Source organism: Actinospica acidithermotolerans, assembly GCF_018139625.1.
Lineage (GTDB): Bacteria > Actinomycetota > Actinomycetes > Streptomycetales > Catenulisporaceae > Actinospica > Actinospica acidithermotolerans.
Genome location: NZ_JAGSOH010000047.1, coordinates 24,851 through 50,301, shown reverse-complemented (window position 1 = coordinate 50,301; position 25,451 = coordinate 24,851). Strand labels below are relative to the sequence as shown.

Sequence of the window (25,451 nt, the reverse complement as noted above, 5' to 3'; positions counted from 1 at the left end):
ATGGGGGGCCGGGGCGGCGTCGCGGGTGCGCGCGGGCTCCAGCCGCATGGCGAGCGCGGGGCACGCGGCGACCGCGCGGCGCGCGTGGCGGGTCAGGCTGCCGGGAATCGGGCCGGGAGACTGTATCGGGTAACCCCACTCGTCCAGGGCCACGTGCTCCGGCAGCAGTTCGGCGCACAGGCCGTGGCCGGTGCACGCGATGCGGTCGATGACGAGGCGGTGCGCGCGGCTCATCGCCAGTCACCGTCCCCGATCGGGGCCGTCGGCGTCGGCAGCAGCCGCGGCGCCTGCAGCGCGGCGGGGCACGGTCCGGCTGTCAGGTGCCGGTGCACCTCGTACGCGAAGGTGCGCAGCGCGGACGCCGCGAGCCGCGCGGCGCCGTCGGGGTGCTTGCAGGCTCCTCGGCCGTTGAGCTCGGAGACGCGCCGCTCCAGCCGCTCCTGCACGGCCCGGTCGTGCACCCCGAACGCGAGCTGCGCGAAATCCTCGGCGGCGGCGGGCAATCCGAAGCGGCACGGTCCGCACTGGCGCGCGCTCTGACCGGCGAGGTAGTCGAGGATGCGCGCGGTCTCGGCCAGGCCGCACGACGTCGAGGGGAGGGCGGCCAGCACCCCGGCACCCGGCGCGGCGCCGACCATCGCCAGCCCCGGGCCGCTGTATTCGAGTTCCGCGGCCTGGCCAGCGGGCACCCACGTGCCGAAATAGCCGCCGATCAGCACGGCCTGCACGTCGTGCAGCGCCCCGCCGAGCGAGATCACGTCGCGCAACGGCGTACCGTATGCGACCTCGTACACGCCTGGAGCCGGCACGGCGCCCGCGAGCGAGACCAGCGACGTTCCCGGGCTCTCGGCCGTGCCGCGCATCCGGAACCAGTCCGGGCCGTAGCGCGCGATCAACGCGAGGTGAGCCAGGGTCTCGACGTTGTCGACGAGCGTCGGCAGACCGCCCACGCCGCGCTCGGCGGTGCGCGGCGGCGTCGTGGTCGGCTTGGCGTCGTTGCCGCTCAACCAGTTCGCCAGCGCGGACGCCTCGCTGGAGACGTAGTTGTGCGGCGGCGTGCGTACCTGGATCTCGATGGGGTCGAATCCCTGGTAGCGGCGTTCGGCGATCAGCTCGCGCAGCTCCCGCTCGAGCCCCGAACGGCTCTCGGCCACGCACAGGTACGCCTCGCTCGCGCCGACCGCGTCGGCGGCGAGGAGGATGCCGTCGAGCACGAGGTGCGGGGCAAGGCGCAGCAGAGCCTTGTCCTTCCTGGCGGCGGGCTCGCTCTCCATGCCGTTCGCCACGACCACGCGCTCCGGCCGCTTGGCACGCGCGACGGCACGCAGCTTCGCGGCGGTCGGGAAGGCCGCGCCGCCGCGGCCCGTCAACCCGGACCGCGCCACGGCGTCGATCAGCGTGTGCTCGCCGGTCCGCGCGAAGGACGGCATGGCGCCGTACCGCGCCAGATGCTCGGGAAGGTCGGCCGGCTGACCGGTCGCCATCCAACCGGCGAAAAGCCGCTCGCCGTACGGACCCTCGGGCGCGAGCGGGGCGCGGCGGCGTCCGTAGCCCCGCCGGCCCGCCGTCTGCGTGTCCGTCGTCATGCGTCACCTCCGGCGAAACGGCCGGCCGCGGCCCGGCGGTAGAGCCGCCAGGAGCCCGCCACCACGAAGCACACGACGCAGAGCACGTACAGCAACTGCTGCGCGCCGAGCTTCGAGTCGGTACCCGTGTTGAAGCCGTGCAGGACGGCCGCCGGCCAGGCCGCGTACGCCAGGTAGTGCACGGCCTTCCAGCGCCGCAGGCCCATGCGCAGCCGTACCGCGCTGGTCAGCGCGACGGCGAGCAGCAGGTCGAAAGCCACCGTACCGAACGCCACCCACAGCGTTCGGTACGGTGAGACGAAGGGGACCAGCGCCGAGACCAAGCCGATCGGGACGTAGCTGTCCGCCAGCGTCGTGCCGAGGTGCACGGCGAGCAGCGCGAGGCACAGCAGCGAGAGGTTGCGGTGCAGCGCGTTGATCTCGAAGCGGCCGACGGCCGACGGCGCGTAGCGGCCCGCACCCGCGACGCCGATCACGACCGTCACGGTCAGCAGGATGAGCGCGATCGTGCCGGTGGCGCGGGTGGTGAACCAGAGCGGATTGCCGAGCAGCGCGGTCATGACCCGCCCGAGGTCGTCTGCGCGGTGGTGGCCGCCGTGGTCGGAGCCTGCGTGGGGGCCTGGAGGGCGGGTGCGGACGAGGTCGTCGGCGCGCTCGCGGCGGTCGTGGACGCCTGCGTCGCCGCGGTGGTCCTCGCCGCGGAACCGCCGGCGGTGGTCGCGGCCGGCGCACCGGTGCTCGCCGCGGCCGACGGGGTCGCGTGCGCGGCCGTGCCCGGCGCCTTGGCCGGCGTGCTGTTCGCACTGGTCTTTCCGGGCAGTGCCTGGGCGTATCCGCCGGCGAGCACCACGGCGCCCGCCGCGGACGCGACGGTGATCCAGCCGGTGGCTGTGCGCACCCGGCGCAGTCCGCGGTCGCGTGCGTCGACGCGGTTCCTGGCGTCATCGGTCGTCCGGTGCGGCAAGGTCGGCCTCCTCGGTCGGTTCCGGGGCCGCCGCATCGACGACCCGGAACCAAGCCTCACCGATCACCGGTTCGGAATCTGCAAGGGGATTGTTCAGATCCCGTAAGGGCGGGCCGCTGTGGCGAAGCTGTTGCGCGCGCATTGTTACCGTGATCGCGTGACATCGAACGCCGCCGTGGCCGACCAGCCGGTCCGCGTGCTCGTCGTCGAGGACGACGAGGGTATCGCGTCGCCGCTGCGCCGCGGCCTGTCGCGCTCGGGCTACGCGGTGCAGACCGTCGCCAGCGGGCGCGCCGCGCTGGAGGCCGGACCTGCCGACGTCGTACTGCTCGACCTGGGGCTTCCCGACCTGGACGGGCTGGAGGTGTGCCGCCGGCTGCGCGCGTACAGCGACGCGGCGGTGATCGTGGTGACGGTGCGCAGCGCGGAGGGCGACCGGGTCGCGGCGCTGGACGACGGCGCGGACGACTACCTGGTCAAGCCCTTCGGACTGGCCGAGCTCGAGGCGCGGATCCGCGCCGTGCTCCGGAGGGTGAACCCCGGGCGCACGCACTACACCGTCGGCCTGCTCACGGTCGATCCGCGCACCCGGCGGGTCACGGTCGGCGGTGCGGAGGTGCCGCTCACCCCGAAGGAGTTCGACATCCTCGAATGCCTCGTCGCCGACCCCGGCCGCGCGATCTCCCGGCACGAGCTGCTCACCCGCGTGTGGGACGACAACTGGTACGGACCGACCCGCGTGCTCGACGTGCACGTGGCGGCGCTGCGCCGCAAGCTCGCGATCGACGGGCTGATCGAGACCGTGTACGGCCACGGCTTCCGGCTGATCCCCGCGGCCGAGTCCGGGAACTGAGCGGGGAGGTACGCCGCACGCGCGCCGTACGTGCGCCCGGCGGCCGGCCCGCAGGGCATGCCGAAGCCGCCTCCATCGGCTAGCGTCGCCCCTGGGGGCGGGCGAATGGAGCGCGGTGTGGAGACGATTCCGGAGACCATGCACGCCTGGGCCGTGGCCGACCCGGTGCCCGGCGGCGGTGTGCGCGTCGAGCGCGTGGAGCGGGTGGTGCCCGCGCCGGGGCCGCGCCAGCTTCTCGTGCAGGTCGAGGCCTGCGGCGTGTGCCGCACCGATCTGCACCTGGCCGAGGGCGACCTGCCGCCGCACCGCGAGCGCTGCGTTCCCGGGCACGAGGTGGTCGGGCACATCGTCGCGGAGGGCTCGCAGGTCGCGGGCTACGCGCGCGGGGACCGGGTCGGCGTCGCCTGGCTCGGCGGCACCTGCGGCGAATGCGGGTACTGCCGCCGCGGCGCCGAGAACCTGTGCCCGCACTCCACGTACACCGGCTGGGACGTGGACGGAGGCTACGCGCCGTATCTCACCGTGAACGCCGCCTACGCCTACCGTCTGCCGAGCTCGCCGCCGGCCGCCGAACTCGCCCCGCTGCTGTGCGCCGGGATCATCGGCTACCGCGCGCTCAAGCGGGCCGAACTGCCGCGCGGCGGTCGCCTCGGGATCTACGGCTTCGGCGCGTCCGCCCACCTGACCGCGCAGATCGCGATGGCCCAGGGCGCGACCGTACACGTGCTCACCCGTTCGGCCGAGGCACGGAAGCTGGCGCTGGACCTCGGCTGCGCCTCCGCGGCCGGCTCGCACGACGCGCCGCCGGAGCCGCTGGACAGCGCGATCCTGTTCGCCCCGGCCGGGGATCTCGTCCCGACCGCGCTCGAGGCGCTCGCTCCCGGCGGCACGCTGGCGATCGCCGGGATCCACCTGAGCGCCATCCCCCGGCTGGACTACGCGAAGCACCTCTTCCAGGAGCGCTCGGTGCGCAGCGTCACCGCGAACACCCGCCAGGACGGGCGCGAGCTGTTCGATCTCCTCGAGCGTGTGCGGATCCGGGTCCGGACGCAGCCGTATCCGATGGCGCACGCCGACCTCGCGCTCACCGACCTGGCCGCAGACCGGGTCAACGGCGCCGCGGTGCTCGTGCCCTGACACGCCGGGGCGGTGCCGGAACGGAAGGCGGATCTGCAGGATAATCACCGCGGCGGACCACGGCGAGGAGTGACGCGAGGCGATGGGTTTCACGCAGGAGGCGGACGAGGGCGAGCCGGTGCGGATGGTCCAGATCACCTTTCTGGCCGATCAGGACTTCCTCGCCCTCGTCCGCACCTCGGCCATGCACGTCGGGGCGCTGCTGTTCCTGCCGCTGCCGCAGGTCAACGATCTCCGGCTGGCGGTGGACGAGGCGTGCAGCTCGTTCTTCCAGGCTGCCGAGGCGCAGGCCGCCGACGTCCCGGCCGCCGCGACGACCGAGACGATGGAGCTGACCTACGACCGGTACCCGGCCGAGCTGCACGTGACCGTGCGGGCCCGGGCGCCGCTCGGCTGGCCGATCCGCGACGAGCTCGGCTGGGCGATGCTCTCCAGCCTGGTCGGCGACGTGCAGGTCGGCGTGAAGGAGGGAATCGGCACGCTGACGCTCATCGAGCCCCTGCCGACGGCAACGGCGACGCCCGGCTGACCGCCCGCAGTCCGCGCGATACGGGGACGCTCAGCCCTCGGTCGGCTTGCGGAGGGCGTCGCGGGCCCGGTCCAGCAGTGCGGCGAATGGTCCGAGGACCGGCCTGCGCGATACGCGCACGCTCAGCTCTCGGTCGGCGTGCGGAGGGCGTCGCGGGCACGGTCCAGCAGTGCGGCGAACGGTCCGAGGACCGGCCTGCGGGATACGCGGAGGCTCAGCCGTCGGCCGGCTTGCGGAAGGCGTCGCGGGCACGGTCCAGCAGTGCGGCGAACGGTCCGAGGACCGCCTGCGCGGTGGGGGATCCGGCCGCGGTCGGGTGCGGATGCGTCGGCGCCGCGCGCTGCACCTTCAGCAGCCGCGCACCCATCTTCATCTGCGTGTCCTGATCGACCGCCGACAGCAGGTACGGGAACTCGTCACGTTCCTCCGCGTCGGCGTGATCCGATACGTCGGACTCGAGTTCGGCCAGCGATTCGGCGAACCCGCGGCTGGAGATGTCGCGGCTCTCGAGCTCGGCGAGCTCCTTGGCCGCCTCCTTCTCCTCGTGGTTGCGCTCGTCGGCGATCTTGCCGTCCGCGGCGGCCTTCGTCACCGGCCGCACCACGATCTCCTCCCCGGCCTCGTGCACCGCGAGCAGCTCGCGCAGTTCGTCGAAGGCCCGACGGCGGGCCGCACCGCGCGCCTCGGCGGTCTGCTCGAACAGTTCCCTGATCTTCGCGTGCTGTTCCAGCAGCACGGAGACGACGCTGCCCGCGGGCAGTTCGTCGGCCTGCAGTCGTTCCTGATGCGCCTGAGTCATCCAGTTCACCTCCTTGAGAGCCGATGCTCCGGGCCGCCCGCGCGGCGGGAGCGTGGGCGGCGGCCCGGCAGTCCCGGCGCTCGCGGGCAAAACACCCGTTTCATCCGCATTTTACGTCGGGTCCGCGGGACCGCCCTCCACTGCTACCACCTGCCGTACCAGCGCCGACGACTGCCGGACGCGGCTCCGCGTTCGACGACGAAGCCGATCAGCCAGACGACGAGGACGGCCAGTGCTATCCACCACAGCACGTGCACGGCGAATCCGAGTCCGCCGAGCACGAGGGCGAGCAGCAGGACGAGCAGGATGACACCCATTTCGGCACTCCTTTGCCTTCGGTGGCCGCCCGAACGCGGACGGCCGGGGTGCGGGTCCGAAAATCGGTTCGAATCCGCAGCTCGCGGGTTGCCCGGCTGCCCGGGATCAAACCCCACGGCCCCCGCGCCTGCGGCGCACCACCGCCTGCACCGTCCCGACCGCCGCCCCCGTGCCCACCACGGCGACCGTCGCCCACGGCCGGGTGAAGCCGTGCGCCGAGCAGACGCAGAGCAGAATGAACCAGCCGATACCCAGCGCGGTCAGCCCCGCGACGCGCCGGGCCGGGTGCCGCTCGGCGCTCTCGCGACGATCGAAGCGGCGCAGCCTGCGCCCGAAGCGTTTCGCCCACGCCGGATCGCGGTCGACGAGCTGCTGCTCGATGGCGGAGATGATCCGCCGGTCCCGGGCCGAGAGCGCCATGGCCACCTCCTGGATCGACTGGTCCGACCGGCCGGCGGAGCCCCGGTTACCCGACCGCGCCCGGCCCAACCATGTGGGGGAGCGCCGCGTGCCGCCTCCTCGATGGGCCGCTCGATCGACGGGTCCGACCGGCTGGATGAGGCCTGGTTGCCCGGCCGCGCCCGGCCCAACCATGCGGGGAAGCGCCGCGTGCCGCCTCCTCGATCGGCCGCTCGATCGACGGGTCCGACCGGCCGGATGAGGCCTGGTCGCCCGGCCGCGGCCCGCTCCGCCTCCGGCCCATGCGGGTTTGCCGCGGCGAGAGCCGGGCACCCGGCGCGCGCCCCCGGGATCCGGGCCCCGGGGGCGCCGGGCAACGGAGGGACGGGCTCCATGGCGTCGACGCCGTCGCGGTTCCGCCACGAGGCGCTGCTCTACGAAGGCCTGGCCGGATTCGTCGCGGAGACCTCATCGTTCGTGCGCGAGGGGCTGCGGGCCGGGGAGGCCGTCATGGTCGCGGCGGTCGCGGAGCACGCGGGGCCGCTGCGGGAGGAGCTGGGCGAGGCGGCGGGCGTGGAGTATCTGGACATGGATTCGGTCGGCCGCAACCCGGCCAGGATCATCCCGGCCTGGCGGGACTGGGTGGAGCGCAACACCGTGCGCGGCACGGCGTGCCGCGGCGTCGGGGAGCTGGCGTGGCCCGGCCGCTCCGAGCTCGAGCTGCGCGAGTGCCGGGTCCACGAGCACCTGGTCAACCCCGCTTTCGAGGCCGGGCCGCCGTGGCGGCTGCTCTGTCCCTACGACGCGGCCCTTCCCGAACCCGTGCTCGCCGGCGTGACCGCTTCGCATCCGGAGCTGCGCGGCTGCGCCCCACCGGCCGCGTGCGGGCGGTTCGATCCGGACGGCGGGACCGCCTGCTTCGACGCCCCGCTTCCGAGACTCGGACCACCGCTGTACCGCACCGACTTCGGACTCGACGAGTTGCCGCTGCTGCGCGCGGAGATCCGTCGGCGCGCCGCCGGGCTCGGGCTGCATGGCGAGCGTCTGGCCGACTTCGTTCTGGTGGCGGACGAGCTGGCGGGCAACAGCGTGCGGCACGGCGGCGGGGGCGGCAGCCTGGCGGTGTGGGGCTGCGCGCGACACGCCGTGTGTGAGGTGCGCGACGAGGGTGTGATCCGGGATCCGCTCGTCGGGCGGCGCCGGCCCGATCTGCGGTCCGCGAACGGCGGCGCCGGGCTGTGGAGCGTGAACCAGCTCTGCGATCTGCTGATCATTCACTCGACCGGCCCTGGTGGCACCGCCGTCCGGGCGTACCTCGACACCGGTTCGCCTGAACAGGCGCATGTACCGTCATTGAACGGGTAGCCGTCGGTTCCGCGAGAAAGCGACGGGAGTGCGAGACCATGGTGGGCATGGCGGGAACGGCGAATGCGGCGACGGAGATCGCCCGCGAGCACGACGAGATCGCGACCCTCGTCACCCGTGTCATGTCCCTGGGCCGCGGCGGCGAGCGGACCTCGCTGCTCCACGAGCTGTGCGCCCGCTTCATGATCCACGCGCAGGCCGAGGAGCGCCACGTCTACCCGACGCTGCGCCGGCTGCTGCCTGAAGGCGCGTGCATCGCGGACACCCAGCACCGTGCCGACCGCGGCGTGGCCCGCATCGTCGCCAGAGTGGAGAACAGCACGGCGGCCGGCCCGGATTCGGAGGAACTCGTCGCACGTCTGCTCGACGGCATCCGCGGGCACGTGGCCCGGCAGGACGCCCTGCTGCTGCCCGCGCTGATCGAGGTATGTCCGATCGACGAGATCGACCATCTCGGCGAGCAGCTTCGCCTCGGATTGCGCATGGCCAAGGACGCCGCGGTGCGCGCCGGGATGCGGGCCTGTGAGCAGGCCGAGAGCAGTGACACGCCGTCCGCCGACGCGGAGGCCGAGCCGTACCGCAGCGGGTTCCGGGCGCTGCTCCGGCACATCGCGCGCACGGAGGCGCACAGCGCGGCAACGGCCTGAAGGCGCACCGGCCGCTGACTCCAAGAGCGCCGGGTCGATTCTCCGGTGCGGTTTGAGCAGGCGCGCACCGGGCACTCGGGCGCCCGACGATCACTCCGCCGCCCCTCGCCGGGATCCCGGCGGCAGGCGGCGGCGCAGGCGTCGAAAAGCGGACCCGTTGGAGGCTGGGGAAGATGCCGGATAGCGCCGGGGAAGAGGATGCCGCGCGGCTCGACATCTTCTCCCTCGACGACGTGGTGGGCCCCGACCTCGCGGCGGTCGACTGGGCGGCCACCGGGCTCGGGGCGCCCGAGGGCTGGCCGCAGAGCCTGCGCACCGCGCTCGGCATCCTGCTGACCTCGCGCTTCCCGATGTGGATGGCCTGGGGTCCTGAGCTGACCTTTTTCTGCAACGCCGCGTACCGGCACGACACCCTCGGCCGCAAGTACCCCTGGGCGCTCGGGCGCCCGGCCAACGAGGTGTGGGCCGAGGTGTGGCCGGAGGTCTGGCCGCGGATCCGCAGCGTCCTGGAGACCGGCGCGTCGACCTGGGACGAGGCACTGCTGCTGTTCCTGGAGCGGTCCGGCTTCCGCGAGGAGACCTACCACACCTTCTCCTACAGCCCGCTGCGCGACGACGAGGACGCCGTCGTCGGGATGCTTTGCGTGGTCAGCGAGGAGACCGAGCGGGTCGTCGGCGAGCGGCGGATGGCGATGCTGCGCGACCTCGGCGCGGCCTCCGCGGTGCGCTCCGAGCAGGAGATGCTCACCTTCGCGGCCCAGCAGTTCGGGCGCTACGACCGCAGCTTCCCGTTCGCCCTCTTCTACCTGTTCGACGACGGCGCCGCGCGGCTCGCCGCGACCAGCGGCATCGCCCCGAACCACCCGTCGGCGCCCACGGTGCTCCCGCTCACCGACACGGGGGCGGCCTGGCCGGCGGCCGCGGCGGCCAAGGGCGAGGCGAGCGTCGTCGAGCTCGAAGACCGCGGTCCTGAGCCGCTGCCCACCGGCGGCTGGAGCGAGCCGCCGGTTCGCGCAATCGTGCAGCCGCTGCCGGGCCGCGGCGGCGAGCCCATCGGCTTCCTGGTCGCCGCGGTCAACCGCTACCGGCCGCTGGACAAGGCGTACCGCTCCTTCATCGAGCTGACGGCCGGTCACGTCGCCACCGGGATCGCCACCGCCCGGACCTCCCTGGCCCAGCAGCGGCGCGCCGAGGAGCTGACCGTGCTCGACACGGCGAAGACCGCGTTCTTCTCGAACGTCAGCCACGAGTTCCGCACCCCGCTCACCCTGATCATGGGCCCGGTCGAGGAGCTGCGCACCCGGCTGGCCGACGCGGATCCGCGCACCCGCGAGGAACTCGAGATGGTGCGCCGCAACGGCCTGCGGCTCGGCAAGCTCGTCAACACCCTGCTCGACTTCTCGCGGATCGAGGCCGGCCGGATGGGCGCGCGCTTCGCCCCGGTCGACCTGTCCGCGCTCACCGCGGAGCTGGCCAGCGTGTTCCGCTCGGCGATGGAGCGGGGCGGGCTCGGCTTCGAGGTGGACTGCCCGCCGCTGCCCGAGCCGGTCTACGTGGACCGCGCGCTGTGGGAGAAGATCGTCCTCAATCTGCTCAGCAACGCGCTGAAGTTCACCTTCGACGGCTCGGTCCGGGTCGCGGTGCGCGCCGAGGGCGGCCACGCGCTGGTGACGGTCGCGGATACCGGCATCGGCGTCCCCGAGCACGAGCTGCCGCGCCTGTTCGAGCGCTTCCACCGGATCGAGAGCGCCAGGTCCCGCTCGAACGAGGGCAGCGGCATCGGCCTCGCGCTGGTCAAGGAACTCGTGGCGCTGCACGGCGGCACCATCTCGGCGACCTCCGCCGAGGGCGTGGGCACCGAGTTCACCGTCTGCATCCCGTTCGGGCGGGTCCACCTGCCCCCGGACGCGGTGGCCGCGGCGGACGAGGCCGGGGCGGCGCCGGGCGACTCGACCGCCGACGCGTTCGTCCACGAGGCGCTGCGCTGGCTGCCGGAGGTCGAGGAGGCCGAGCCGGTCGTGTCCGCCGTCGCCGGGACGGCGGTGCCGGCGCACGTCCTTGGCGTCGACGACAACGCCGACATGCGCGAGTACCTCGCCCGGCTGCTGAGCGGAGCCGGCTACCAGGTCAGCGCGCTCGGCGACGGCGCGAGCGCCCTCGAAGCGCTCAGGCACTGGAAGCCCGACCTGGTCGTCAGCGACGTGATGATGGCGGGCGTGAGCGGGCTCGACATCGTCGCCGCGCTCCGCCGGGAGCAGCGCACGACGAGTGTCCCGGTGCTGCTGCTGTCCGCGCTCGCCGAACCCGAGGCGTCGATCGAGGGCCTCGAGGCCGGCGCCGACGATTATCTGACCAAGCCGTTCAGCGCTGCCGAGCTGCTGGCCCGAGTGCGCGCGATCATCGAGCTCGCGCGGCTGCGCGGCCACCACGCCCGCTGGCGCAACGCGCTGGTCGAGACGCTGCACGACGCGTTCTTCGTCGCCGACGAGGACGGCACGATCATGGAGACGAACGCGGCCTTCACCGAGATCCTGGGCTACGGACCGGAGGGCCTGCCCTATCGCGCGCGCTACCCGTGGTGGCCCGATCCGGAGGTCGACGCGGAGGCCGACCGGCTCTTCGGCGACGCGATCGCCCGCTTCCTGAACGAGGACTCGGGCAGCTGCACCGTGCCGGTCACCCATCGGGACGGCCGGCGTCTGTGGGTCGCCGCGACCTTCACCGGGATCGTCGACCCGGAGAACGGCCGCCGGATGAGCGTCGGCACCTTCCGCGACGTGACCGCGGAGCACTACGCGGTCCAGCGCGACGCCGCGGTGGCCGCCGTCAGCCTGCGACTCTCCCGCTCCGGCGACCTCGACCAGGCGCTGCGCGGCGCGGTCGAGGAGGTCCGCACGCTCTGGGGCGCGGAACGCGTGCTGGGCGCGCTCTTCCCGCCGGGCAGCGACGTGCCGACCATCACCGCGGCGCCCGCCGGCGTGGGCTGGGAGACGCTCGAAGGCGGCCTGCGCGACACGCTGATCGACCTGCGCGACGGCCCGCCCCTGGTGGCCCGCAGGGACCTGCGGGCGCAGGGCGGCGTCGGCGTCTCGCTGGAGGGGCCGCGCGGCATCCTCGTGCTCTGGCTCGCCATCGACCGCCGCCCGTTCAGCGAGCAGGACCGGCTGCTGCTGTCCGTGCTGGCCGGGCACCTGACCCAGGGTCTGCGCCGCGCGCACCAGATCGACGAGCAGCGCGAGACGGCCCTCGCCCTGCAACGCGCGATCCTCGGCCCGTCCGCGCTGCCACCCGGGTTCGCCGTCCGGTATGAGCCGGCCGCCCGGCCGCTGGAGGTCGGCGGCGACTGGTACGACACGGTCGAACTGCCGGACGGCCGGATCGGCGTCGTCGTCGGGGACTGCGTCGGCCGCGGGCTCGAGGCGGCCACCGTGATGGGCCAGCTGCGCAGCGCCTGCCGGGCGCTCCTGCTGCAGGACCCGGAGAATCCGGGTCGCGTGCTGAACGCGCTCGACCGCTTCGCCGCAGGGGTCTCCGGCGCGCTGTGCACCACCGTGTTCTGCGCCGTGCTCGACCCGCTCACCGGATTGCTCACCTACTCCAGCGCGGGTCACCCGCCGGGCATCCTCGCCCGCGCGGACGGCGGGATGGACCTGCTGGAGCAGGCGCGTTCGTTCCCGCTCGCCGTGCGTCCGGCCGCGCCGCGGCCGTGCGCCTCCGAGCTCGTGCCGCCGCGCGCCACGCTACTGCTCTACACCGACGGCCTCGTCGAGCGCCGCCGGCACTCGCTCAACGGCGGGATCGCCAAGGCGGGCCTGGCCCTGCGCGAGGAGCGGGACACCGGCGTCGAGGAGCTGGCGGCGCGGGTGATGGCGCGGATGCGGCCGCACGACGGATACGAGGACGACGTGGCCGTCCTGCTCTACCGGCACCCCGGCCCCTTCGAGACGGTCTTCCCGGCGCGGGCCGAGCGGCTCGCGCAGGTCCGCGACGGGCTGCGCGGCTGGCTCGAGCGCTGCGGCCTGTCGGGGGAGACGACGCAGCGGGTGCTGGTGGCTGCGGGGGAGGCCTGCGCGAACGCCGTGGAGCACGCGCACGTCGGCCGCCCTGACGGATTCGTGCGCCTGTGCACCGAGGCGTTCGCCGAGCACATCCTGGTCAGTGTCGCTGACGACGGGAGCTGGCGCAGTCCGCGCCGTCCCCGCGACGGGATCCGCGGCCGCGGCATCGAGGTCATGCGCGGGATGGTCGACGACGTGTCGGTCGACAGCGGCGACGAGGGAACGGTCGTCTCGCTGAGGATCGAGGTCGAATGATGGGTGCCGGTCTCGGTCTTTCCACGTCGCGCACGACCTCTGGCGCTCCCGTGCTGCGCGTGGTCGGCGAGATCGACCGCGGCAACAGCGCCGAGTTCGACGCTGCCGTCCGGGCCGGCCTCGACCCCTCGGCCGGTCTGCTCGTCGTCGACCTCTCCGAAGTCGTTTACCTGGACAGCGCGGGCTTGAGCGTGCTGTTCGCGCATGCCGACGACATCGAGGTCGTCGTACCGCCGCTGCTGGCACCGATCCTCGCCATCAGCGGGCTCGACACGGTGATTCCGGTCCGTACCGCGGCCGGCTCGCCGGGAACGGAGTGAGATTCGATGGACGCCGCCCAGCCATGGCAGCCGCCCGGACTGACGGTCCGCGAGCAGCACGGAGCGCACGCCCGCGTCGTGATCGAGGTGAGCGGGGAGCTCGACTTCGCCGCGGTGGGGCGGCTGCGCTCCCGGCTGCTGCCGGCCACCGAGCACGGCACCGTCGTGCTCGACATGGCGGGCGTCAGCTTCTGCGACTCCGGCGGGATACGCGTTCTGGTGGAGGCTGAGCGCAGCGCCCGCGGCAGCGGCGGTGCGTTCCGCATCGCCGCGCCGTCGGACGCCGTCCGCCGGGTGCTCGACCTGACGAATCTGGACCAGATGCTCGAGATCTTCCCCGACGTGGACTCAGCGCTGAACCGGTGAGCCCGCCGGGCCGTTGCCTGCTGCGTGCCCTCAGCCCGCGGTGTGCTCCACCGCGATCACGTCTCCGCAGGTGAAGCGCACCCAGCGGCGTTGGTCGAGCGGGGCGGTGCCGCGTTCGGCCGCTGTGCCGCGGCGGCACTGCGGGCAGCGCGAGTCGCTGTCGTCCCACGCCCGCTCGAATACCTCCACGCTCGTGTCGTGCACGAGCACGGTCGGGTGCGTCGCCCGGAACGGGTCGTACGACTCGCCGAGGTCGCTCGGCGGGTGGTGGGCGTGCTGCATGTCCGTCATGTCGTGTTCCTCCTCATTCACACGCGCGGATCTCGACGGGTGCCCGTTTCGCGCCGGCTTAGTCGCCGCGATGCGCCGATTGAGCCGACCGTGTCGCATCGCCTCCGCGGCGCATCGACCGGGCGTTTCGGGATACCAGGGGTGAGCCGAAGGCCGACGAATGGGGTGAGCTGAGCCGTGGGCAGATTGATCAACTCGCTCGACGCGTTCCAGCAGCGCCATCGCGCGATCGCTTTCCCGATCGCCGTGTGGCGCAAGTTCAGCGACGACCAGGCGGGAAACCTCGCCGCGCTGGTCGCGTACTACGCGTTCCTCTCCACCTTCCCGCTGCTGCTCGTACTGGTCACCGTGCTCGGCATGGTGCTGTCCGGCAACCCGCATCTGCAGCAGGACGTGCTGAACTCCGCGCTCTCCGAGTTCCCGGTCATCGGCCAGCAGCTGCGCTCGAACGTGCACTCCCTGGGCCGCAGCGGAATCGGGCTCGTCATCGGGCTGGTGTTCACGCTCATCGGCGCCCGCGGCGTCGCGAACGCCATGCAGAACGCCATGAACGAGGTCTGGGAGGTCCCGCGCCGCGAGCGCCCCGGCTTCCCGGGCTCCTGGCTGCGCAGCTTCGCGCTGATCGCGATCATCGGGCTCGGCGTGATCGTCACGACCGTGCTCTCCGGCGTCGGCTCCTGGAGCGGGCACACGTTCCTCGGCGCGTGGGGCAAGGTCATCGGCATCGCTTTGTCGCTGCTGCTGAACATCGGGCTGTTCTGGCTCGGCCTGCGCGTGGCCACGACGGCCAGGGTGACGTGGCGTCAGCTGCGCGTCGGCGCCATCCTCTCGGCGGTCGTGTGGCAGATACTGCAATACATCGGCGGCTACGTGGTGGCGCACACGCTGCGGCACGCGTCTGCGACGTACGGCACCTTCGGCCTCGTCCTCGGCCTGCTCGCCTGGTTCCACCTCCAGGCCCAGCTCACGCTCTACGCCGTGGAGGCGGACGTGGTGCGCGCCCGGAAGATGTGGCCGCGCAGCCTGTTCCCGCCGCCGCTCACCCGCGAGGACCGCGAGGCGATGCGCTCGTACGCGCAGGTGGAGGAGCGTCGGCCGGAGGTCCGGGTCGAGACGCACTTCCACGAGCCCGACGAAGCACCGACCGCCAAGGACGCCTGATCCCCGATGCAGCAGCCGTCCGGAGTGGAACCGCGAGTGCGCCTGGCGTCCGATTACGCCTGGCGCCTGCTCGTGCTGGGTGCCGCCGTCTACGTCCTGTTCCGGCTGGCGATGCGCTTCGAGACGATCATCATCGCGATCTTCCTCGCCATGGTGTTCACCGCGCTGCTCCGGCCCCCGGCCAACGTGCTCGCCCGCCTCGTGCCGCGCCCGCTCGCCGTCGCGGTCGCCGTCATCGGCGAGATCTGCGTGCTCGCGGGCGTGTTCTTCCTGGTCGGCGAACGGGTGGCCAGCAACGCGCCGAACCTCGGCAGCGAGTTCCGCGGCGGAATCCAGCGCGTCGAGACGTGGTTGGAGGGTCGTCCGTTCCACGTCCACCCGGGCACGCTCACCAACCTGCAGAGCAAGATCGGCGACTACCTCTCCGCCCACCGCAGCACGCTGCTGAGCCAGGCGCTCAACAGCGCCGGACGCGCGGCCGAGGTGCTGACCGTCCTGGCGCTCGCCGTGTTCTGCAGCTTCTTCTTCACGCATTCGGGCGAGCAGATGTGGGAGTGGTTCCAGCGACAGCTGCCGGACCGAGTGCAGCCGATCTGGCGCCGCTGCGGCGCGGCGGCCTGGCGCACCTTCGCCGGCTACACGCGCGGCGTGATCCTGATCGCCGCCACCAACGCCGTCATCGTCGGCATCGCACTCGCGATCCTGCGCGTGCCGCTCGTACTCCCGTTGGTGCTGGTCGAGTTCTTCCTCAGCTTCGTCCCGCTGATCGGCTCACCGATCGCCCTGGCCGTGGCGACGCTCGTGGCACTCGCCTCCCGCGGAGTCCCGACGGCCATCCTCGTGCTCGCGCTGATCGTCGTCTCCGGCGAGATCGAAGGCCACGTGCTGCAGCCCTTCGTGATGGGCTGGGCCGTCCGCCTGCACCCGGTGGTCGTCGCCGTCACCGTCATCGCCGGCACGATCGCGGCCGGCCTCGTCGGCGCCGTCGTCGCCGTCCCCTTCGTCTCGATCGTCTGGGCCGTCGTCGGCGAGCTCCGCGCAGCGCGAACCGAGCCGCCGACGGACACGGAGACGGAGATAGGGCCGGAGATAGGGACGGAGATAGGGCCGGAGATCGAGACGGACGAGATTCCGTAGTCGCGGCTGGGGCTCGACGTCAGAGCTCGAGCGTCAACGTCAACGTCCTAAAGTCAACGTCAACGTCCTAAAGTCAACGTCAAATTCGCCTCCGGCGGGCCGGCTCAGAGAGCCCCGGGGGATGCTGGTTCGGCTGCGGTTGGGGTTGTTGGTGGGTGGGGTCCGGTCGTGGTGCTCTCCTCGCCTGGCACCGGAGGCGACCAGGAACCCGGCGGGGGCACAAGCGGCGGTGGTGTTGGTTGGTGCGTTTTTTCGCTGCGCCGCTTGTGCCCCCGCCGGAACCCTGGTTGGGCTGCGCCTGCCAGGCGAGGAGAGCACCACGACCTCGGCGGAGGTGTGTGCGTGGTGCTCGACTCGACCGAAACCTTCGGCCAGCAGTCGCGTGCCCGATGCGAAATTTCGCCTCGCGTACGGTCACGGTCTCAGGCTAGGTTCGGTGATTGCCGATGCGAAATTTCACCCAGCCATGTGGCTCGGGGCTGGTGCAATATTTCACTTCGTTCTCTGGCTCGGGGCTCGTGCGAAATTTCACCTCGCCCTCTGACCGGGCTGGTGTCGATATTCGCCTCGTCCTTGGGTCCCGGGTCGGTGCGGATTCTTGCTTCGCTTTTGCGAGAACTACGTGCCGAGGATCAGGCGGGCGGCGGACGTTAGGTCCGGTGCCCATTCGTGGTGGGCGAACTCGGGGCCGAGGGGGCGCAGGGGTGCCACGAGCAGGGAGCGGGCTCCGGCGCCTCGGGCGGCTACGGCGTCGCCGAGGACGTCGCCGACGACGACGCAGGAGCGCGGTTCGATGCCTAGGCGGCGGGCGGCCTCGTGGATGAGGCCGGGGCGCGGCTTGCGGCAGGCGCAGCCCTCGACCGGGCTGTGCGGGCACAGCGCCCAGACGTCGAACGGGCCGAGCAGTTCCTCGATGCGGTGGTTGACGGTCGCGGCCTCGGTCTCGGTCAGCAGGCCGCGGCCGATGCCCGACTGGTTGGCGACCACGCCGAGCCGGATGCCTGCCGCGCGCAGCAGGTCGAGCGCCTCGCGGACGCCCGGAATCGGCTCGACCGCCGCGGGATCGGCGTTGTAGGGCACTTCGCGCACCAGGGTGCCGTCGACGTCGAGCAGCACCGCGAGGGGCAACGGCCTGGGTCCCCGGTCGTGCCGCCCGAGCACGCCGCGAGTGCGTGCCCAGAGCCGGTCCGGCAGGGGCGCGCGCTTGGCGAAGGTCGGGCGGGGCGGGGAGACGAAGGCGGTCATCGGGGTCCTCTGGGCACGGCGTTCTTGATCGGAGGCGCCGAGTGCCCCGGCCCGAGCTCCCTAAACGGTTCGGGTCACCCGCCGTCGGACGCGCAGACCGGTACGACGGCGACCGGGACCGGCGAGTGCGCGAGCAGTCCCTCCACCACATACCCGGCGCCGACCGCGAACGGACCGTGCCTGCGGTGAGCGCCGACGACTATGAGCCGAGTGGCCGCGCACTGGCCGGTCAGCACCGGCACCGCGTTGCCGATATGTGCCACGATCTCGGTCTGGACGTCCGGGTAGCGCCTCCGGAACGGCTCGACGGCTCGCATGGCGTCGTCGGCCTCCTGCTCGTCGCTGTCCTCCATCGTGGACGGCGTCGGCAGTGCGCCGGGGCCGCCGGCCATCCCCATCGCCGCGGCGCCGGGCAGGCCGAGGCCGGCCACCGGCATCGGCGGCACCCAGGCGCGCACCACGCGCAGCGGGGCGCCGTAGCAGCGGGCCGCCTCGAAGGCGAACTCGATCGCCGAGTCGTTCGGGTCCAGGCCCACGCCGAGCACGACAGGGCCGTTGGCGTGCTCCGGCTCCGGGCCGCGCACGACGACGATCGGACCCCTCGCGTGCATGGCGAGGGCTCGGCTGACCGAGCCGATCAGCATGCCGACGAACCCGCCGTGCCCGCGGGTGCCGGTGACGACCAGTTGATCCGGCGCGCTCACGTCGCTGAGCCGGTGCACGGGGGAGAGTAGCGAGGTCTCGGCCTCCACCACCACGTCGGGGAACTGCGTGCTGACCTTCGCGGCGGTCTCGGTGACCAGCTTGCTGCCGGCCCGCTGCTGCTTCTGCGCGTAGTCCGCGGGCTCGATCGGCGGCACCGCCACCTCGGGCATGTGCAGCGCGTGCGTCAGCAGCAGTGGTACGCCTCGGCACCGCGCCTCTCGCGCGGCCCAGAGTGCCGCGTGCATCGCGCTGTCCGAGCCGTCGACACCCGCGATGATCCGGCGTATCGCGTGACCGGTGGCGCCAGCCGCCATGATCGACTCCTTGTCCAGTCGATCGCCGGGTACCCGGGCGCCCACCGCGGAAACTGCCGATTCGTCCCGATCGGAATGCATGCCCGGCCGTTCGGCGGGTACGGCGGCAGACCGTGCGATGACGCACCGAACGACGACGGAACCGAGCGAGGGAGTGCCCGAAATGCCCGAAGGAGCGAACGCCGTCACCGAACTGCGCCGCGAGCACGACGCGATGGAGGCCATGGCCGCCCGGGTCGCCAGCCTCGAGCCGTGCCCGGAACGCGCCCGGCTGGTGCACGAGGTCGCCAGCCGGTTCCTCACCCACGCCCGGGCCGAGCAGCGCTTCCTCTACCCCGCGCTGCGCCGGTACCTGCCCGCCGGGGGGAGCGACGCGGTCGAGCAGACGCGGCAGGACGACGCGGCCGAGCAGATCGCGCTCAGCATCGATCGCGCCGGCGAGGACTCCGACGCCTACGAGGCCCTGGTCAATCAGCTGATGCTGGACATCCAGCGGCACGTCGCGACGCAGGAGACGGTGCTGCTGCCGACCCTGCTCGACACCTGTCCGCCGGAGGATCTGAACAACCTCGGCCGACAGCTGCGCGCGGGCCTGGCCGACGAGCGCGAGGGCGACGCCTGAGCGGCGGGCGATCCGCCGCCGCCCCCCGAACGATCCCGAAGGAAAGGATGATGGCACGTGGATCGTGCCCAAACGCTGATCCACCCGGACACGGAGGAGCCGCTCACCGTGGCCGCCGTCCCCGAACAGGCCGGACCGTCCGAACCCTCGTCGCGCCGCGTGCGCGGCAGCGTGCTGGGCTGGCTGCGCAGGAGGGCGCTGATCGCCACCGTCGTGGCGGTGGCCGCGCTGGTCGTCTCGTACCACTACGGCGGCGTGCTCGAGACGGGCCGCTATCAGGCGCTGCACGAGATGATCGCCGCCGTCGGCGCGGTCGTCTTCCTGGTGAGCGCGGTGATCGCGGTACGCAGCGGCACCAGCGACGTGATCGGCCTGGTGCACGTGCCGGGCCGGCTCGGCGACGCGAGGGCGAGCACCTTCCGGGTGGTCTGCCTGCTGTTCGGTTACACGCTGACGGTGCTGTGCGCGCTGAGCCTGCTGCATGTCCCGGTGCAGCACCTGCTGCTAGGCGGCGTGCTGACCGGTGTGATCCTCGGTATCGCGGCGCAGCAGGTGCTCGCGAACGTGTTCGCCGGGATCATGCTCCTGTTCGCCCGGCCCTTCACGGTGGGCGACGAACTGCAGATCCGCTCCGGTGCGCTCGGCGGCCCGATCGTCGGCCGGGTCACCGGGATGACGCTCACCTACGTGCGCGTGGTGACGAAGGTGGGACCGGTGCTGATCCCGAACTCCGCCGTGATGGCGGCGGCGGTCGGCCCGTCCCCCGATTGGACCGTCGGCTGAGACCGCTGAAACGCCGGGCCGCCCGACCTTCCGGTCGGGCGGCCGCGCACGTCTCGCGCCGTTCGGCTCAGCCGTTCAGCTTGGCGCGGGCGAACTGCAGGAAGTCCGAGCCGGCCAGCGAGGCCAGTCCGGCGGCGGCCAGCCTGGTGGCCCGCGGCGCGAAGACGTAGCCCGCGGACAGCGCGGTGGCGACCCACATCCCGGTGCAGAACGGGCAGGTGAGCATCTCGCCGAGGGTCCGCCGGGCGCCCTCGCCGCGCACCTCCTCCTTGAGTTCGGCCGGACCGGCCGTGCCCTCGAACCGGGTGAACGGCGCGCGCAGCGGGCTCGTCACCGGGTCACGGGAGACGATGCGGCTGAGCGTGTGCGTCGCCGCCGCGCCGACGACGACATCCCACGGACTCGGCGGCTCGACGGTCCGCTTGGTGACCCGCGCGAGGACGGCCAGCGTCCCCACGCTCGCGCTGTAGACGCCCATGGCGCCCAGGTAGCCCCCGAGGGGGAAGTCCTCGCCCGGGGCATACCCGTCGGCGATCCGTTCGAGTGGATGCACGTGTTCTGACACGGCTATCGGTCCTCCGTCTCGGTCTCCGTCCGCGTTCCCCGGCGCAGGTCGGGGTCCGGGTCCTGGTCCTCGTGGCGGGCCGGCTCGGCCTCCGACACGACGTCGCTCCCGCCCGGCATCGCCATCGAGTCGGCGTCGTTCGCCCGCCGGACCGCCTCGCGCGCCCGGTCGACGGTCTGCTCGAGGTGCTCGGCGGCCTCCTCGATGTCGCGCACGTCCTGCGCGGCGCGCCGCTGCTCGTTCTCGGTGTCGGACATGGCCGTACTCCTCCTTGGCTCGGGACTGCTGCCCGCAGTAACCCGTTTCGCGGATAAAAACCGCCCGCGGACCGGTGAACATCGCGGAACCGGGTAGACGGCGGCGACGGCCGACGCGGCGGTCACGGCGGCCCGCGGGGCCTGCGACCTGCCGCTCATCACCCGAGTGACCGATCCGAGGAGGTTCCCTCCCATGTCCACCAAGGTTTCCGACTTCCTGCTCTCCCGGCTGCGCGAGTGGGGAGTCGAGCACGTCTTCGCGTATCCCGGAGACGGAATCAACGGCCTGCTGGCCGCCTGGGGCCGCGCCGAGAACAAGCCGATGTTCGTGCAGGCCAGGCACGAGGAGATGGCGGCGTTCGAGGCCGTCGGGTACGCGAAGTTCTCCGGCCAGGTCGGGGTCTGCGCGGCCACGTCGGGGCCGGGCGCCATCCACCTGCTCAACGGCCTCTACGACGCCAAGCTCGACCACGTGCCGGTCGTCGCCATCGTGGGCCAGACCGACCGGACCGCGATGGGCGGGTCCTACCAGCAGGAGGTGGACCTGCTCAGCCTCTACAAGGACGTCGCCTCCGAGTACTGCGAGATGGTCACCGTCCCGCAGCAGCTGCCGAACGTGCTCGACCGCGCGATGCGCATCGCCAAGGCCAGGCACGCCCCGACCGCCGTGATCATCCCGGCCGACGTGCAGGAGCTCGACTACGAGCCGCCGGAGCACGCGTTCAAGATGGTGCCGTCCTCGATCGGCCACCCGCGCTTCGACGCCGTGCCCCCGGACTCCGAGATCGACCGCGCCGCGCGCGTGCTCAACGAGGGCGGCAAGGTCGCCATGCTCGTCGGCCAGGGCGCCCGCAACGCGCGGCCCCAGGTCGAGCGGATCGCCGAACTGCTCGGCGCCGGCGTCGCGAAGGCGCTGCTCGGCAAGGACGTGCTCTCCGACGACCTGCCGTACGTCACCGGCTCGATCGGCCTGCTCGGCACCCGTCCGTCCTACGACCTGATGCAGGGCTGCGACACGCTGCTGGTCGTCGGATCCAGCTTCCCCTACACGCAGTTCCTGCCCGGGTTCGAGGACGTGCGCGCCGTGCAGATCGACATGGACCCGTCCATGATCGGACTGCGCTACCCCTTCGAGGTCGAACTCGTCGGCGACTCCGCGGCCACCCTGGACCGGCTGATCACCAGGATCGAGCGCAAGCAGGACCGCTCCTGGCGGGAGAAGATCGAGGACGGCGTCCGCAAGTGGCACGAGGTGATGGACCGCCGCGCCGACGTCGAGGCCGACCCGATCAACCCCGAGTACGTCGTGCACGCCCTCGACGCCATGGTGCCGGAGAACGCGATCGTCTGCGCCGACTCCGGCTCGGCCGCGAACTGGTACGCGCGGCACCTGCGGATGCGCGGCGAGATGCGCGGCTCGCTCTCCGGGACGCTGGCCACGATGGGCCCGGGCGTGCCGTACGCGATCGGCGCCAAGTTCGCCCACCCGGACCGGCCCGCGATCGCGATCGTCGGCGACGGCGCGATGCAGATGAACGGCCTGGCCGAGCTGGTCACCGCCGCCAAGTACTGCGGTCAGTGGAGCGACCGGCGGCTCATCGTCGCGGTGCTCAACAACCACGACCTGAACCAGGTCACCTGGGAGATGCGGGCGATGCAGGGCGCACCGTCCTTCGAGGCCTCGCAGTCCCTGCCCGACCTGCCGTACGCGACGATCGCGCAGCACTTCGGGCTCGACGGCGTGCGCGTGGAGGAGCGGGGCGCCGTGGCCGGCGCCTGGCAGGCCGCGCTCGCCGCGGACCGGCCGTACGTGATCGACTTCCGCACCGACCCGGCCGTCCCGCCGATCCCGCCGCACGCGACGCTGGAGCAGATCCAGAACGCGGCCTCCGCCGTCCTGCACGGCGACGCGGACCGCGAGGGCATGGTCCGCCAGGGCGTGAAGGCGAAGATCCAGGAGGTCGTGCCGCACCTGCCCGGCGCGCTGCGCGGCGACAAGAAGTGACAAGAAGTAGCGGGCACGCGTAGGCGGTGGGCATGCCGGGAGGCTGACCGGGGCCGGTCAGCCTCCCGGCATGCCGCCGGTGAACGCGGCGACGAGCGCGAGCAGGCCGACGACGGCGTACGCGGCGTAGTCGTTGGCCGAGCCGGTGTGCAGGGCCCGCAGCCCGCTGATGGGTTGCGGATCGCGGCGCAGCCGCAGGTACCAGCGCACGCCGGCCGCCGCGACCAGCAGTGTGACGACGGTGACGAGGATCTCGACCCAGTTCGCGTACTCGAACGAGACGTGCGCGGGGACCACGCTGCCGCCGGCAGCGCCGACGCGGAGTTGGGCCGCGCTGTAGCGGGCCGCCTCGAGCAGCCCGCCCGCGGCCGGCTCCATCAGCATCCTGAGGATCTGCTGCGGGAAGACGCCGAAGGCGACGCAGCAGCCGCCGAGGCCGATCAGCCCGGCGGCCATGCCGGTCCTGAGGGATTCGTGCGGCTGGAGCGGGGCGTCGAGGTCCTCGGCGTGCTCGGCGGGCCGGTAGAAGGCGAGCCACGCGGCGCGGCCGAGGGCGGCGACGGTCAGCAGCTGGGCGAGCAGCATGACGGCGTACGGCACGTCCTGATGACTGCTCGTCAGGCCCTCGTGGATCAGGCTGAGCGAGACGTATCCGTTGAACGGAGGTATTCCGGCGATGGACGCGGCACCGACCGTGAACGCGACGGTCACGGCGGGGAACCGCTTCGCCAGACCGCCGAGCGCGCGCAGCGAGGTCTGTCCGGTGCGGTGCACGACGGCACCAGCGCACAGGAACAGCAGAGCCTTGAACAGCGCGTGGTTGACCAGGTGGTAGACGGCGCCGGTGACGCCCGCCGCGTTGCCCGTGGCGAAACCGACCGTGATGACGCCCATCTGAGAGACGGTGTCGTACGCCAGCACCCGTTTGAAGTCGTCCTGCGCGAGGGCGAGCGCGGCGCCGCAGACGGCGGTGGCCAGGCCGAGCACCATCAGCGCGCCGAGCACCGGCAGGCCGGAGCCCGGGAACACCTGGAGCGCCAGGCGCGAGATGCCGATCAGGCCGAGGATGACCATCAGGCCGGAGAAGAGCGCTGACACCGGCCCGGGAGCGGCCGTGTGCGCGTCGGCGAGCCAGCCGTGGAACGGCAGCAGGGCCGCCTTCGTGGCGAAGCCCGCGATCAGCAGGCCGAGCGCGACCGCGTCGAGCACCCCGGCCGGCGCGGCCAGCCGCACGTGCAGCTGGCCGAGGTTCAGCGCGCCGGTGTGCGCGTAGAGCAGGCCGGCGCCGAGGAAGACGGTGAAGCCCGCCATCGTGGTCAGCACCAGGATCTTGAACGCCGCCTCCAGCGCGATCGGCCGCTCCAGGAAGAACCCGGTCAGCCCGTAGCTGGAGAGCGCGGCCACCTGGAACCAGACGAACAGGTCGAACAGGTCCCCGGTCAGCGCCGCCCCGATCAGCGCGGACAGCAGCAGCTGGAACAGGCAGGCGAAGCCGCCGCATTCGCGCGCGCCGAGGCCGCCCAGCTCGGAGAGCGTATACAGCAGGAGCAGCAGGCCCACGCCCGCGACGACGAGCGCGATCAGCAGGCCGAAGGGGTCGGCGGCGAACGCGATGCCGAGCACCGTGCCGCCGCTCGGCCGCCAGCCGCCCAGGTAGTGCACCAGGATCCTGCCGCCGAACACCCGCGGCGCCGCGAGGATCAGCACGGCGAGCGAGCAGGCCATCGTCACCAGGCAACCGCCCAGCGCGGCCTTGTTCGTCCACCGGGCCAGCAGCGGCGCCAGCACGGCGCCCGTCAGCGGAATCGCCACCGCGAGCGGCAGCAGCGCCGCGAGCGCCGGGGTCGAGACCGACAGCGCCGACGCGGTCACGGGCACCGTCATCGAGGGAGTTCGCCGACGCGCTGACGGGCCTCGCCGAGCGAGGCCGGGGCCGGCGGGTCACGCCAGGGGTCCGGCTCGCCGAGCCGGTCGGGCATCGTGCGCAGCGTGAACCGGCCGGGCACCAGCGACTCGTCGTCGAGCTCGCTCCACGCCAGCGGCGTCGCCACGCGCGCCTCCGGGACGGCCCGGACGGTGTACGGCGCGACGATGAGCTGGGCGTAGGCGTTGCGCGTGGTGTCGAGGAACAGCCGTCCCGCGCGCTTGTTCTTGCGGATCTCGGTCGTGTACCGGTCCGGCTCGCGGGCGGTGAGGACCGCGCACACGCTGCGGGCGAACGCGCGCAGCTCGTCGGCGTCGTACAGGCGCTTGACCGGGACGCTCACGTGCAGGCCGCGACCGCCGGTCGTCTTCACCAGGCTGGGCAGCCCGAGCTCGTCGAGCACCCCGTGCACGGCGCGGGCCGCTTCCCTGGCCTCGGCGAAGTCGCCGCCCGAGGGATCGAGGTCGAACAGCACCTCGTCCGGGCGGTCCGGCCGGTCGACCCGGGCCAGCCACGTGTGCACGGTGATCGCGGCCTGGTTGGCGAGGTAGATCAGCGTCCGCTCGTCCTGGCACAGCAGGTGCGAGATCTCGCCCTCCTCCTTGGGCAGCGTCGCGGTCCTGACCCACGAGGGCGTGTGCTTCGGCGCTGCCTGCTGGAAGAACGAGGTGCCCTCGATCCCGTCGGGATAGCGGGCCACGGCCAGCGGCCGGTCCCGCAGCCGCGGCACCATCCGGCCGGCCACGGCCCGGTAGTGCTCGACCAGTTCGCCCTTGGTGATCCGGTCCTGCGGGAACATCACCTTGTCCAGGTGGGACAACTTGATCTGCGTGGCGGGCATCGCGG

General features: G+C 72.7%; 27 protein-coding genes. 13 read left to right on the top strand and 14 right to left on the bottom strand.

Going from position 1 to position 25,451, the window contains the following annotated elements:
* The 4 genes from KDK95_RS17145 to KDK95_RS17130 form a co-directional block, all read right to left on the bottom strand.
* Positions 1 to 234 (bottom strand): ferredoxin (locus tag KDK95_RS17145; protein WP_212519189.1); only part of this gene is annotated, 234 nt, incomplete at its 3' end.
* Positions 231 to 1,586, bottom strand: a complete 1,356-nt coding sequence (locus tag KDK95_RS17140; protein WP_212519188.1) for an NADH-ubiquinone oxidoreductase-F iron-sulfur binding region domain-containing protein — start codon at positions 1,584 to 1,586, stop codon at positions 231 to 233. The genes KDK95_RS17140 and KDK95_RS17145, both read right to left, overlap by 4 nt.
* Positions 1,583 to 2,146, bottom strand: coding sequence for a ferric reductase-like transmembrane domain-containing protein (locus KDK95_RS17135; protein WP_212519187.1), 564 nt, complete (start codon positions 2,144 to 2,146; stop codon positions 1,583 to 1,585). The genes KDK95_RS17140 and KDK95_RS17135 overlap by 4 nt, the downstream gene beginning before the upstream one ends.
* Entirely contained in the window at positions 2,143 to 2,550 is a 408-nt protein-coding gene (locus KDK95_RS17130; RefSeq protein ID WP_212519186.1) for a hypothetical protein, read from the bottom strand. The genes KDK95_RS17135 and KDK95_RS17130 overlap by 4 nt, the downstream gene beginning before the upstream one ends.
* Before the next feature lie 157 nt (positions 2,551 to 2,707).
* Between KDK95_RS17130 and KDK95_RS17125 the strand changes: the two genes are divergently transcribed.
* From KDK95_RS17125 to KDK95_RS17115, 3 genes are all read left to right on the top strand, one after another.
* On the top strand, positions 2,708 to 3,403 hold the full coding sequence (locus KDK95_RS17125; protein ID WP_212519185.1) for a response regulator transcription factor: 696 nt from the start codon (positions 2,708 to 2,710) through the stop codon (positions 3,401 to 3,403).
* A gap of 138 nt (positions 3,404 to 3,541) precedes the next feature.
* Entirely contained in the window at positions 3,542 to 4,540 is a 999-nt protein-coding gene (locus tag KDK95_RS17120; RefSeq protein ID WP_249161434.1) for a zinc-dependent alcohol dehydrogenase family protein, read from the top strand.
* Positions 4,541 to 4,622: 82 nt separating this feature from the next.
* Entirely contained in the window at positions 4,623 to 5,069 is a 447-nt protein-coding gene (locus KDK95_RS17115) for a hypothetical protein (protein WP_212519183.1), read from the top strand.
* Between the two features lie 214 nt (positions 5,070 to 5,283).
* Here the strand turns inward: KDK95_RS17115 and KDK95_RS17110 are convergent, their stop codons facing one another.
* The 3 genes from KDK95_RS17110 to KDK95_RS17100 all read right to left on the bottom strand — a co-directional run bounded on the left by KDK95_RS17110 (position 5,284) and on the right by KDK95_RS17100 (position 6,606).
* Positions 5,284 to 5,868: a hemerythrin domain-containing protein gene (locus KDK95_RS17110; protein ID WP_212519182.1), complete on the bottom strand. Its 585-nt coding sequence runs from the start codon at positions 5,866 to 5,868 to the stop codon at positions 5,284 to 5,286.
* 143 nt (positions 5,869 to 6,011) lie between these two features.
* Entirely contained in the window at positions 6,012 to 6,185 is a 174-nt protein-coding gene (locus tag KDK95_RS17105) for a hydrophobic protein (RefSeq protein WP_212519181.1), read from the bottom strand.
* 106 nt (positions 6,186 to 6,291) lie between these two features.
* Complete coding sequence (locus KDK95_RS17100; protein WP_212519180.1) at positions 6,292 to 6,606, bottom strand: DUF3040 domain-containing protein; 315 nt, start codon at positions 6,604 to 6,606, stop codon at positions 6,292 to 6,294.
* 372 nt (positions 6,607 to 6,978) lie between these two features.
* On the opposite strand from KDK95_RS17100, the gene KDK95_RS17095 reads away from it, so the two are divergent.
* The 5 genes from KDK95_RS17095 to KDK95_RS17075 all read left to right on the top strand — a co-directional run bounded on the left by KDK95_RS17095 (position 6,979) and on the right by KDK95_RS17075 (position 13,596).
* Positions 6,979 to 7,950, top strand: a complete 972-nt coding sequence (locus tag KDK95_RS17095) for an anti-sigma factor RsbA family regulatory protein (RefSeq protein ID WP_212519179.1) — start codon at positions 6,979 to 6,981, stop codon at positions 7,948 to 7,950.
* A gap of 47 nt (positions 7,951 to 7,997) precedes the next feature.
* Positions 7,998 to 8,597 carry a hemerythrin domain-containing protein gene (locus tag KDK95_RS17090; protein WP_212519178.1) on the top strand — a complete coding sequence of 200 codons (600 nt, stop codon included), beginning with the start codon at positions 7,998 to 8,000 and terminating at the stop codon, positions 8,595 to 8,597.
* Between the two features lie 173 nt (positions 8,598 to 8,770).
* The gene (locus KDK95_RS17085) at positions 8,771 to 12,910 is read left to right on the top strand and encodes a SpoIIE family protein phosphatase (protein WP_212519177.1); all 4,140 of its coding nucleotides are present in this window, start codon (positions 8,771 to 8,773) and stop codon (positions 12,908 to 12,910) included.
* Positions 12,907 to 13,230 (top strand): STAS domain-containing protein, encoded by a 324-nt coding sequence (locus tag KDK95_RS17080; RefSeq protein ID WP_306466568.1) that lies wholly within the window; start codon positions 12,907 to 12,909, stop codon positions 13,228 to 13,230. Before KDK95_RS17085 ends, KDK95_RS17080 begins: the two co-directional genes overlap by 4 nt.
* Positions 13,231 to 13,236: 6 nt before the next feature.
* On the top strand, positions 13,237 to 13,596 hold the full coding sequence (locus KDK95_RS17075; RefSeq protein WP_212519175.1) for an STAS domain-containing protein: 360 nt from the start codon (positions 13,237 to 13,239) through the stop codon (positions 13,594 to 13,596).
* A 30-nt stretch (positions 13,597 to 13,626) separates the two neighbouring features.
* Here KDK95_RS17075 and KDK95_RS17070 read toward each other — a convergent pair whose 3' ends face one another.
* Positions 13,627 to 13,887: a hypothetical protein gene (locus KDK95_RS17070; protein ID WP_212519174.1), complete on the bottom strand. Its 261-nt coding sequence runs from the start codon at positions 13,885 to 13,887 to the stop codon at positions 13,627 to 13,629.
* 177 nt (positions 13,888 to 14,064) lie between these two features.
* Here KDK95_RS17070 and KDK95_RS17065 point away from each other — a divergent pair, with 177 nt between their 5' ends.
* Together KDK95_RS17065 and KDK95_RS17060 are read left to right on the top strand one after the other, a co-directional pair.
* Positions 14,065 to 15,048, top strand: coding sequence for a YihY/virulence factor BrkB family protein (locus KDK95_RS17065; RefSeq protein WP_212519173.1), 984 nt, complete (start codon positions 14,065 to 14,067; stop codon positions 15,046 to 15,048).
* A 6-nt stretch (positions 15,049 to 15,054) separates the two neighbouring features.
* Entirely contained in the window at positions 15,055 to 16,185 is a 1,131-nt protein-coding gene (locus KDK95_RS17060) for an AI-2E family transporter (RefSeq protein WP_212519172.1), read from the top strand.
* A gap of 618 nt (positions 16,186 to 16,803) precedes the next feature.
* Here the strand turns inward: KDK95_RS17060 and KDK95_RS17055 are convergent.
* Both KDK95_RS17055 and KDK95_RS17050 read right to left on the bottom strand, forming a co-directional pair.
* The gene (locus KDK95_RS17055; RefSeq protein ID WP_212519171.1) at positions 16,804 to 17,430 is read right to left on the bottom strand and encodes a D-glycero-alpha-D-manno-heptose-1,7-bisphosphate 7-phosphatase; all 627 of its coding nucleotides are present in this window, start codon (positions 17,428 to 17,430) and stop codon (positions 16,804 to 16,806) included.
* A gap of 74 nt (positions 17,431 to 17,504) precedes the next feature.
* Entirely contained in the window at positions 17,505 to 18,449 is a 945-nt protein-coding gene (locus tag KDK95_RS17050) for a universal stress protein (protein ID WP_212519170.1), read from the bottom strand.
* Between the two features lie 163 nt (positions 18,450 to 18,612).
* On the opposite strand from KDK95_RS17050, the gene KDK95_RS17045 reads away from it, so the two are divergent.
* Positions 18,613 to 19,071: a hemerythrin domain-containing protein gene (locus KDK95_RS17045; RefSeq protein ID WP_212519169.1), complete on the top strand. Its 459-nt coding sequence runs from the start codon at positions 18,613 to 18,615 to the stop codon at positions 19,069 to 19,071.
* A gap of 57 nt (positions 19,072 to 19,128) precedes the next feature.
* On the top strand, positions 19,129 to 19,854 hold the full coding sequence (locus KDK95_RS17040) for a mechanosensitive ion channel family protein (RefSeq protein ID WP_212519168.1): 726 nt from the start codon (positions 19,129 to 19,131) through the stop codon (positions 19,852 to 19,854).
* 67 nt (positions 19,855 to 19,921) lie between these two features.
* Here KDK95_RS17040 and KDK95_RS17035 read toward each other — a convergent pair whose 3' ends face one another.
* Together KDK95_RS17035 and KDK95_RS17030 are read right to left on the bottom strand one after the other, a co-directional pair.
* On the bottom strand, positions 19,922 to 20,419 hold the full coding sequence (locus tag KDK95_RS17035) for a DUF1360 domain-containing protein (RefSeq protein ID WP_212519167.1): 498 nt from the start codon (positions 20,417 to 20,419) through the stop codon (positions 19,922 to 19,924).
* Positions 20,420 to 20,421: 2 nt separating this feature from the next.
* Entirely contained in the window at positions 20,422 to 20,676 is a 255-nt protein-coding gene (locus KDK95_RS17030) for a hypothetical protein (RefSeq protein WP_212519166.1), read from the bottom strand.
* A gap of 193 nt (positions 20,677 to 20,869) precedes the next feature.
* Here KDK95_RS17030 and KDK95_RS17025 point away from each other — a divergent pair, with 193 nt between their 5' ends.
* Entirely contained in the window at positions 20,870 to 22,681 is a 1,812-nt protein-coding gene (locus tag KDK95_RS17025) for a thiamine pyrophosphate-requiring protein (RefSeq protein WP_212519165.1), read from the top strand.
* 57 nt (positions 22,682 to 22,738) lie between these two features.
* Here the strand turns inward: KDK95_RS17025 and KDK95_RS17020 are convergent, their stop codons facing one another.
* Together KDK95_RS17020 and ligD are read right to left on the bottom strand one after the other, a co-directional pair.
* Positions 22,739 to 24,565 carry a complex I subunit 5 family protein gene (locus tag KDK95_RS17020; protein ID WP_212519164.1) on the bottom strand — a complete coding sequence of 609 codons (1,827 nt, stop codon included), beginning with the start codon at positions 24,563 to 24,565 and terminating at the stop codon, positions 22,739 to 22,741.
* Positions 24,562 to 25,446 (bottom strand): non-homologous end-joining DNA ligase, encoded by an 885-nt coding sequence (gene ligD / locus KDK95_RS17015; RefSeq protein ID WP_212519163.1) that lies wholly within the window; start codon positions 25,444 to 25,446, stop codon positions 24,562 to 24,564. Before ligD ends, KDK95_RS17020 begins: the two co-directional genes overlap by 4 nt.
* Positions 25,447 to 25,451: the final 5 nt, after the last annotated feature.

What these genes read in the sequence shown, in the direction of transcription:
- KDK95_RS17140 (WP_212519188.1), bottom strand. Translation starts at nt 1,586, where the DNA reads ATGACGACGGACACGCAGACGGCGGGCCGGCGGGGCTACGGACGCCGC.
- KDK95_RS17135 (WP_212519187.1), bottom strand. Translation starts at nt 2,146, where the DNA reads ATGACCGCGCTGCTCGGCAATCCGCTCTGGTTCACCACCCGCGCCACC.
- KDK95_RS17120 (WP_249161434.1), top strand. Translation starts at nt 3,542, where the DNA reads ATGCACGCCTGGGCCGTGGCCGACCCGGTGCCCGGCGGCGGTGTGCGC.
- KDK95_RS17115 (WP_212519183.1), top strand. Translation starts at nt 4,623, where the DNA reads ATGGGTTTCACGCAGGAGGCGGACGAGGGCGAGCCGGTGCGGATGGTC.
- KDK95_RS17110 (WP_212519182.1), bottom strand. Translation starts at nt 5,868, where the DNA reads ATGACTCAGGCGCATCAGGAACGACTGCAGGCCGACGAACTGCCCGCG.
- KDK95_RS17105 (WP_212519181.1), bottom strand. Translation starts at nt 6,185, where the DNA reads ATGGGTGTCATCCTGCTCGTCCTGCTGCTCGCCCTCGTGCTCGGCGGA.
- KDK95_RS17100 (WP_212519180.1), bottom strand. Translation starts at nt 6,606, where the DNA reads ATGGCGCTCTCGGCCCGGGACCGGCGGATCATCTCCGCCATCGAGCAG.
- KDK95_RS17095 (WP_212519179.1), top strand. Translation starts at nt 6,979, where the DNA reads ATGGCGTCGACGCCGTCGCGGTTCCGCCACGAGGCGCTGCTCTACGAA.
- KDK95_RS17090 (WP_212519178.1), top strand. Translation starts at nt 7,998, where the DNA reads ATGGCGGGAACGGCGAATGCGGCGACGGAGATCGCCCGCGAGCACGAC.
- KDK95_RS17085 (WP_212519177.1), top strand. Translation starts at nt 8,771, where the DNA reads ATGCCGGATAGCGCCGGGGAAGAGGATGCCGCGCGGCTCGACATCTTC.
- KDK95_RS17080 (WP_306466568.1), top strand. Translation starts at nt 12,907, where the DNA reads ATGATGGGTGCCGGTCTCGGTCTTTCCACGTCGCGCACGACCTCTGGC.
- KDK95_RS17075 (WP_212519175.1), top strand. Translation starts at nt 13,237, where the DNA reads ATGGACGCCGCCCAGCCATGGCAGCCGCCCGGACTGACGGTCCGCGAG.
- KDK95_RS17070 (WP_212519174.1), bottom strand. Translation starts at nt 13,887, where the DNA reads ATGACGGACATGCAGCACGCCCACCACCCGCCGAGCGACCTCGGCGAG.
- KDK95_RS17060 (WP_212519172.1), top strand. Translation starts at nt 15,055, where the DNA reads ATGCAGCAGCCGTCCGGAGTGGAACCGCGAGTGCGCCTGGCGTCCGAT.
- KDK95_RS17055 (WP_212519171.1), bottom strand. Translation starts at nt 17,430, where the DNA reads ATGACCGCCTTCGTCTCCCCGCCCCGCCCGACCTTCGCCAAGCGCGCG.
- KDK95_RS17050 (WP_212519170.1), bottom strand. Translation starts at nt 18,449, where the DNA reads ATGGCGGCTGGCGCCACCGGTCACGCGATACGCCGGATCATCGCGGGT.
- KDK95_RS17045 (WP_212519169.1), top strand. Translation starts at nt 18,613, where the DNA reads ATGCCCGAAGGAGCGAACGCCGTCACCGAACTGCGCCGCGAGCACGAC.
- KDK95_RS17030 (WP_212519166.1), bottom strand. Translation starts at nt 20,676, where the DNA reads ATGTCCGACACCGAGAACGAGCAGCGGCGCGCCGCGCAGGACGTGCGC.
- KDK95_RS17025 (WP_212519165.1), top strand. Translation starts at nt 20,870, where the DNA reads ATGTCCACCAAGGTTTCCGACTTCCTGCTCTCCCGGCTGCGCGAGTGG.
- KDK95_RS17020 (WP_212519164.1), bottom strand. Translation starts at nt 24,565, where the DNA reads ATGACGGTGCCCGTGACCGCGTCGGCGCTGTCGGTCTCGACCCCGGCG.
- ligD (WP_212519163.1), bottom strand. Translation starts at nt 25,446, where the DNA reads ATGCCCGCCACGCAGATCAAGTTGTCCCACCTGGACAAGGTGATGTTC.